This is a genomic window from Yersinia sp. 1252 StPb PI, assembly GCF_048593885.1.
Classification (GTDB): Bacteria; Pseudomonadota; Gammaproteobacteria; order Enterobacterales; family Enterobacteriaceae; genus Yersinia; species Yersinia enterocolitica_E.
In genome coordinates, this window is sequence record NZ_JAZGQE010000249.1 from 1 (window position 1) to 5,026 (window position 5,026).

The following is a 5,026-nucleotide window of genomic DNA, read 5'->3' on the forward strand; positions in this document are numbered from 1 at the left end:
CATGTGTGGAAGTCGTTTTTTCGCTAGCTGTCTGTTAGATGGACAAGTATGTGGTTGAACCTTCTTCTTCATCAAAGTTGACCGAGATTAGTGTTTAATCGAAAGGATCTTCTTGAGATCCTGTCATTCTGGGCGTAATCTCTTGTTCCAGAAACGAAAAAACCGCCTTTCGGCGGTTTCTCGCCGGATCCTTGAGCAACGAACTCTTGAATCCGGGTGGTAACTGGATCTTTACGGGAACAGTCACCAAATTCGTTTGATTAGTGTAGCCTCAAGATGAGCAACTCTTCAAGTGTAATTTTAAGTTCACACCCCTTAGTTCCCGTAAACCTTCAGTTACCAATGGCTACCGCCACTGGCGATAAGTCGTGTCTGCACCGGATTGGCCTCAAGAGAATGTTGCTGGTGAGACGTGGTAGTCGGGTTGAACGGGGGTATCGCTCACACAACCCAAGCGTGCGACGCGCACCATAACCGTGTACGGACTGGCAGAGTCGTACAGCACTGCACCAGTGGATAACGGGCATTCAACGGCACCACTTAAAAAAAGCGATGGCGGTACAGCAGCAGCCAAGGCCAAAGCAGTGACAGCAGGAACCGGTGTGTCTCCGGAGCGCGAGCGAGGGGCAGGGAATATGCATTTCCCGCCGATAGTCCGGAGCAAGGCTGAGTACCTTAGACAGTTATGTCTGGGGATGCTCGGCCTGCCTTGAGCACAGCGAGGGACAGGCCGAGCATCCCCAGGGAGCCGCTTTTGGCGACATCCTTCTTTCCCGTGCTTTTTTCTCAGCTCATATTTAAAACCTCCCCCTGTTACCCCCTCCGCTCGCCGCAGACTAGACTAGGCACACCCGCCATAGCGGGGAGCTCTGTCTGGGCGAGGAAGCGGCATATCGCCTGTGGTGGCTTGTTTAACTCGGTCACTCGTTTACTTGTTTTTACCCCCGCAACATGAAAAATCTGGCCCACATCCCAACACCGATTTAACATATAAGCCAGCATACACATCGCTAACGCTCTGTGATGTGGTTCNGGGCTGCGCCCCGAAACCCGCTAAAGGCGACACCCTGACGCGCTAGCGCTTGTCCAACTCCTCCGTTCGGCTGGCCAAGCGCCACCGAATCGCCGGCGTTTTGGTTTATGGCCATAACATTTTTCATGGAGATTTTTGTATGTCCGAACATCGCACCAAAATGTTGGCCGTGCGTGTTTCTGAAGCCGAGCATGCGGCGCTGCTCGACCGTTGCAACCGTCCGCGCCTGGCGGAGTGGATGCGGTCGGTGTGCCTGGGCGAACCGGTTGCAAAAAAGCACAGGCGGCCGCCCCCGATGATTGATCCGGCGCTGCTGCGCCAGTTGTCAGGATTGGGGAATAATCTCAATCAGATAGCGCGACAGGTGAACTCGGTCACGGTGGCCGGTGGTGCGTTACCTGCGGTGCAAATCTGCGCGGCACTGGCGGGACTTGAGCGGGAATTGCGCCGGTTGCGTGAGGCTTACAGCCATGATTGTTAAATTCCATGCGCGGGGTACCGGTAGGGGCAGTGGGCCGGTGGATTATCTTTTGGGCCAAGACCGGCAGCGGGAGGGCGCAACGCTTTTGCGGGGCAGTCCGGCTGATGTGGTGGCACTGATTGACAGCAGTGATTACACGAAGCGCTACACGTCCGGCGTCCTGTCCTTTCAGGAGGCAGACCTTCCGACGGAGGCGAAAGACAAGTTGATGTTCAGCTTTGAAAAAGCGCTATTGCCGGGACTGGATGCGGATCAGTACGCCTGTCTGTGGGTGGAGCACCACGACAAGGGGAGGCTGGAGCTGAATTTTTTGGTGCCGAATGTCGAGCTGCAAAGCGGAAAGCGGTTGCAACCGTGGTTTGCACCGGCAGACAAGCCGCGCATCGATGCGTGGAAAACGGTGGTTAATGCCCAGTTGGGGCTACACGACCCCGACTCGCCGCTGAACAAGCGGGCCTTGTGTACCCCGCGTAATTTGCCTGCGTCGAAACTGGCGGCGGCTCAGGCTATCACTGACGGGCTGTTGTCACTGGCGGCGAGTGGCGAATTGCGGCAGCGGGACGACGTGATCCGCACGCTGGAAGAGGCCGGTTTTACCGTGGCCCGCGAGACGAAAAGCAGTATCAGTATTGCCGACCCCGAAGGGGGGAGGAATATCCGGTTAAAGGGGATGTTGTATGAGCGGGATTTTAGATTTGGCGAAGAACTTCGAGGTGAAATCGAGGCAGCAGGCGAGCGATACCGATGCAGCGTTGAGGCGCGTGTTCAGGCAGCACGAGGAATCTATCAGCGCGGCGTTGAGCTCAAGCGAGCAGAAAATCACCATCGCCATAAACGCGCAGAGAGCGTCTATGCAGCGCCTGATCCTCAGGACATGGCTTTGGGTGGGCGTGAGCCTGATAACGTGCCTGAGCCTCGGGTGGGGCGTTCTGTGGTATCAGGGGAACGTGATCGCCGCGAACGTGGAGAGGTTGAGCGAGCAGAAGCAGGCATTAGCGGAATTCGAGGCGAAAACGTGGGGCGTGAGCCTGATGGAGGACAAAGACGGCCAGTTTATCGTGTTGCCGAAAGGGGCGAGCGTGAAAACGGGCTGGACGGTGGACAACGGGACGCGGGAAGCCGTGAAGATAGTGCGTTAAGGGGGCATAATGACCGAGCTGGAAACACAATTATTGAGCGCGTTAGAGCAGCTGCAGAGCGAGTCCGCGCAGCACTATCAGGACTGGGAAAGCGCCTTCGGCGAACTGCAGCAGATGTACGACACCACGAGGCAGGAGAACGCGCAGGTGCGTCTGGAGATAAGATCCTTAAGCAGTCAGGTGTCGAGCTTGAGCGAGCAGCTCCAGCGGTTGAACACGCTGTACGGTCAGAACAGGCGATGAAGATTGAGCGCGAGAAAGTGCTTGAGCTGTCCCGCGCCAAATCGCGGCAGTATCACGGGCCAACGCTTTAACTGAACAGCCTGGACCAGAGCCCTTTTTTACGCGCCTGCTGCAGGGTTTCATTCAGCTTCCTGATTTCATCACGCAGCTGGTTTTTCTCGTCTTCATGCTGCTGGCTTTCTTTTTCCCGCAGGGTTTTATCTTCCAGCATCAGGGTGATGGCCTGTTTCATTTCGGCCAGCTCTTTCTGCATGGCTGCTAGTTGATCATGTGGGAAATTTTTCTGTGTATTTTCACGGTGTGAAACGTTGGGAATTTGTTTCTCAGGCAGATTCACATTGCCGTACACGCGGATGAGCTCAGAGACATCCACTACCGGGTTGTTTTTCCCGTCGCGTGACACGGTCACCTTTCCCTGCTTTACATGGTTATACAGTGTTCTTCGGGTGATACCAGCTGCCTGTGCAGCCTGTGAAAGGTTGAGCAATGTTTTTGCCACTGTGTACCCCTAATTTTAACGGGTGTGAAAGATGTGTAATTTCTCACGGTTATTATAGCGCTATTTTTGCGGGTATTTCCCAGTGATGAGTGGCTGATCACTGAACTCCTTCATCTGATTTTTCCGTTTTTACTCTGTTCTCATTAACCCGTAATTGTCGCGGTGCTGCGACAAGTGTCGTTAGTGGCTTCCGCAGTCGGCAGATGATGCAATGGCGGTATCAGATAAAACAGGAGTGAGACAATGAAGATATTAATGGCGTTGGCGCTGGTCGTGAAAGTGGTTGGGCTGGTACTGGAGGCGCTGATTCTGGCTTTTGAGTCCGGTGTGTTCCGGCGGTAAACGGCGGGCTGTCCGCCGTTTTTTGTATTTTATTCTTGCGGTCCCCGANAGCCGGCTTCTTTCTGGTGCTTAACCGTAATGATCACTATCCGGTCCGTTTTCCGGTCATGGCGATAAAGCATCACATAGCCGCTGTCGCCAAATCCGATCACCAGCTCCTGGTATTCCAGCGGGATAAGGGGTACGGGGCGGCCCATATCCGGCTGCATTTTCAGTTGCTGAATGGCCCGGATGATCACCTCACCGGCTTTTCTGGCCGCCAGCCGGTTTTTGGTTTTGAGAAAGTTTTGCAGGCGCTGTAAATCTCGCTGCGCCAGTGCTGAGATGATTACCTGTGGCATGGCGGAGCATCCTGCTCGTTCTCAGTTCCCCAGGTATCCATCCAGGCTTCTGCTTCTTCTGCGGTCAGGTGCAGTCCGGTTTCCTGATAGTGCTGCCATGAAGCCTGCGCATCCCGCAGGTACTGGCTGCGTTTTTCTTCCCGGTCAATGTATTCGGTGATCGCTTCCAGCATCAGCGCGTGGGCGGAGCGGTGGCGGTCATCGGCCAGCGTTTTTAGCCGGTCCTTAAGTTCTTCATCGAGCCTGATGGATGTTGCTGCGGGCATAAATAACCTCAGTAGTCACATGTAATACACATGACTACTGTAATTCGGCGCGGTGATATTTACCAGAAATACGGCACATGGCGTCCTTTTCACGCCAAACGGGTGGCTACCGGTTTTGGTGCATAACGATTCACTCGGCCAGAATTCATCCGCATGATTTTGGGCGGTTTTGGTGGGGTAAACCGTGGATTTCATCATCTTCGGGGGTAAAACGCGCTGAGGGCGTTTTAGCGGTGCGGGAAACAGGTGTTATGTTAAATAGCACTTTGGTTGGTTACAGAAACGATAAAAGCCCTGACTGTATGAGCCAGGGCTTTTAAGGTACTGCTAACTTAAGATTTAACATTAATATACTTCGTAACTAGGTACTGCTATTAGGTACTACTTTAAATGCACAAGTTATTACAGATAACATCCGGGTACTTACAACTACTAAATATTCCCTAATTTACCGGTTTAAAACTACCTAATGACTTTATATGAACAGAAAGTAAAGTCAGCATATATTACTTTAACTCGTACACTTCCCCTTCGCGATATATACTTTTTGATGCGTGGCTTTACTTTATTCGCGATATTTAAGCTACTGACACTTAATTATTTTCGCGAACTTAAAATCTATAAAAACAAAGCCTTACATCATCGCGCATTATACTTTTACTGATTACTAAAAAACCAACAC

At 52.8% G+C, this 5,026-nt stretch carries 7 protein-coding genes and 1 pseudogene; 4 read left to right on the plus strand and 4 right to left on the minus strand.

Annotated features, from left to right (window positions below; genetic code table 11):
• Nucleotides 1-388 precede the first annotated feature (388 nt).
• Nucleotides 389-664 (minus strand): hypothetical protein, encoded by a 276-nt coding sequence (locus V2A85_RS21770; RefSeq protein ID WP_420072345.1) that lies wholly within the window; start codon nt 662-664, stop codon nt 389-391.
• Nucleotides 665-1,172: 508 nt separating this feature from the next.
• On the opposite strand from V2A85_RS21770, the gene V2A85_RS21775 reads away from it, so the two are divergent.
• The 4 genes and pseudogenes from V2A85_RS21775 to V2A85_RS21790 all read left to right on the plus strand — a co-directional run bounded on the left by V2A85_RS21775 (nt 1,173) and on the right by V2A85_RS21790 (nt 2,896).
• A complete protein-coding gene (locus tag V2A85_RS21775) occupies nt 1,173-1,514 on the plus strand; it encodes a MobC family plasmid mobilization relaxosome protein (RefSeq protein WP_420072346.1) in 342 nt (113 codons plus the stop codon).
• Nucleotides 1,504-1,863 (plus strand): annotated as a pseudogene (locus V2A85_RS21780) (relaxase/mobilization nuclease domain-containing protein); the annotation flags it as partial. The gene V2A85_RS21775 and the pseudogene V2A85_RS21780, both read left to right, overlap by 11 nt.
• Nucleotides 1,864-2,191: 328 nt before the next feature.
• Nucleotides 2,192-2,653 (plus strand): MbeB family mobilization protein, encoded by a 462-nt coding sequence (locus V2A85_RS21785; RefSeq protein ID WP_145521125.1) that lies wholly within the window; start codon nt 2,192-2,194, stop codon nt 2,651-2,653.
• 9 nt (nt 2,654-2,662) lie between these two features.
• Entirely contained in the window at nt 2,663-2,896 is a 234-nt protein-coding gene (locus V2A85_RS21790) for an MbeD family mobilization/exclusion protein (protein ID WP_145521126.1), read from the plus strand.
• A gap of 67 nt (nt 2,897-2,963) precedes the next feature.
• Here the strand turns inward: V2A85_RS21790 and V2A85_RS21795 are convergent, their stop codons facing one another.
• From V2A85_RS21795 to V2A85_RS21805, 3 genes are all read right to left on the minus strand, one after another.
• On the minus strand, nt 2,964-3,395 hold the full coding sequence (locus V2A85_RS21795; protein WP_420072347.1) for a hypothetical protein: 432 nt from the start codon (nt 3,393-3,395) through the stop codon (nt 2,964-2,966).
• 371 nt (nt 3,396-3,766) lie between these two features.
• Nucleotides 3,767-4,078, minus strand: coding sequence for a type II toxin-antitoxin system RelE/ParE family toxin (locus V2A85_RS21800; protein ID WP_420072348.1), 312 nt, complete (start codon nt 4,076-4,078; stop codon nt 3,767-3,769).
• Nucleotides 4,066-4,344, minus strand: a complete 279-nt coding sequence (locus V2A85_RS21805) for a CopG family ribbon-helix-helix protein (protein WP_145527861.1) — start codon at nt 4,342-4,344, stop codon at nt 4,066-4,068. Before V2A85_RS21805 ends, V2A85_RS21800 begins: the two co-directional genes overlap by 13 nt.
• Between the last annotated feature and the right edge of the window lie 682 nt (nt 4,345-5,026).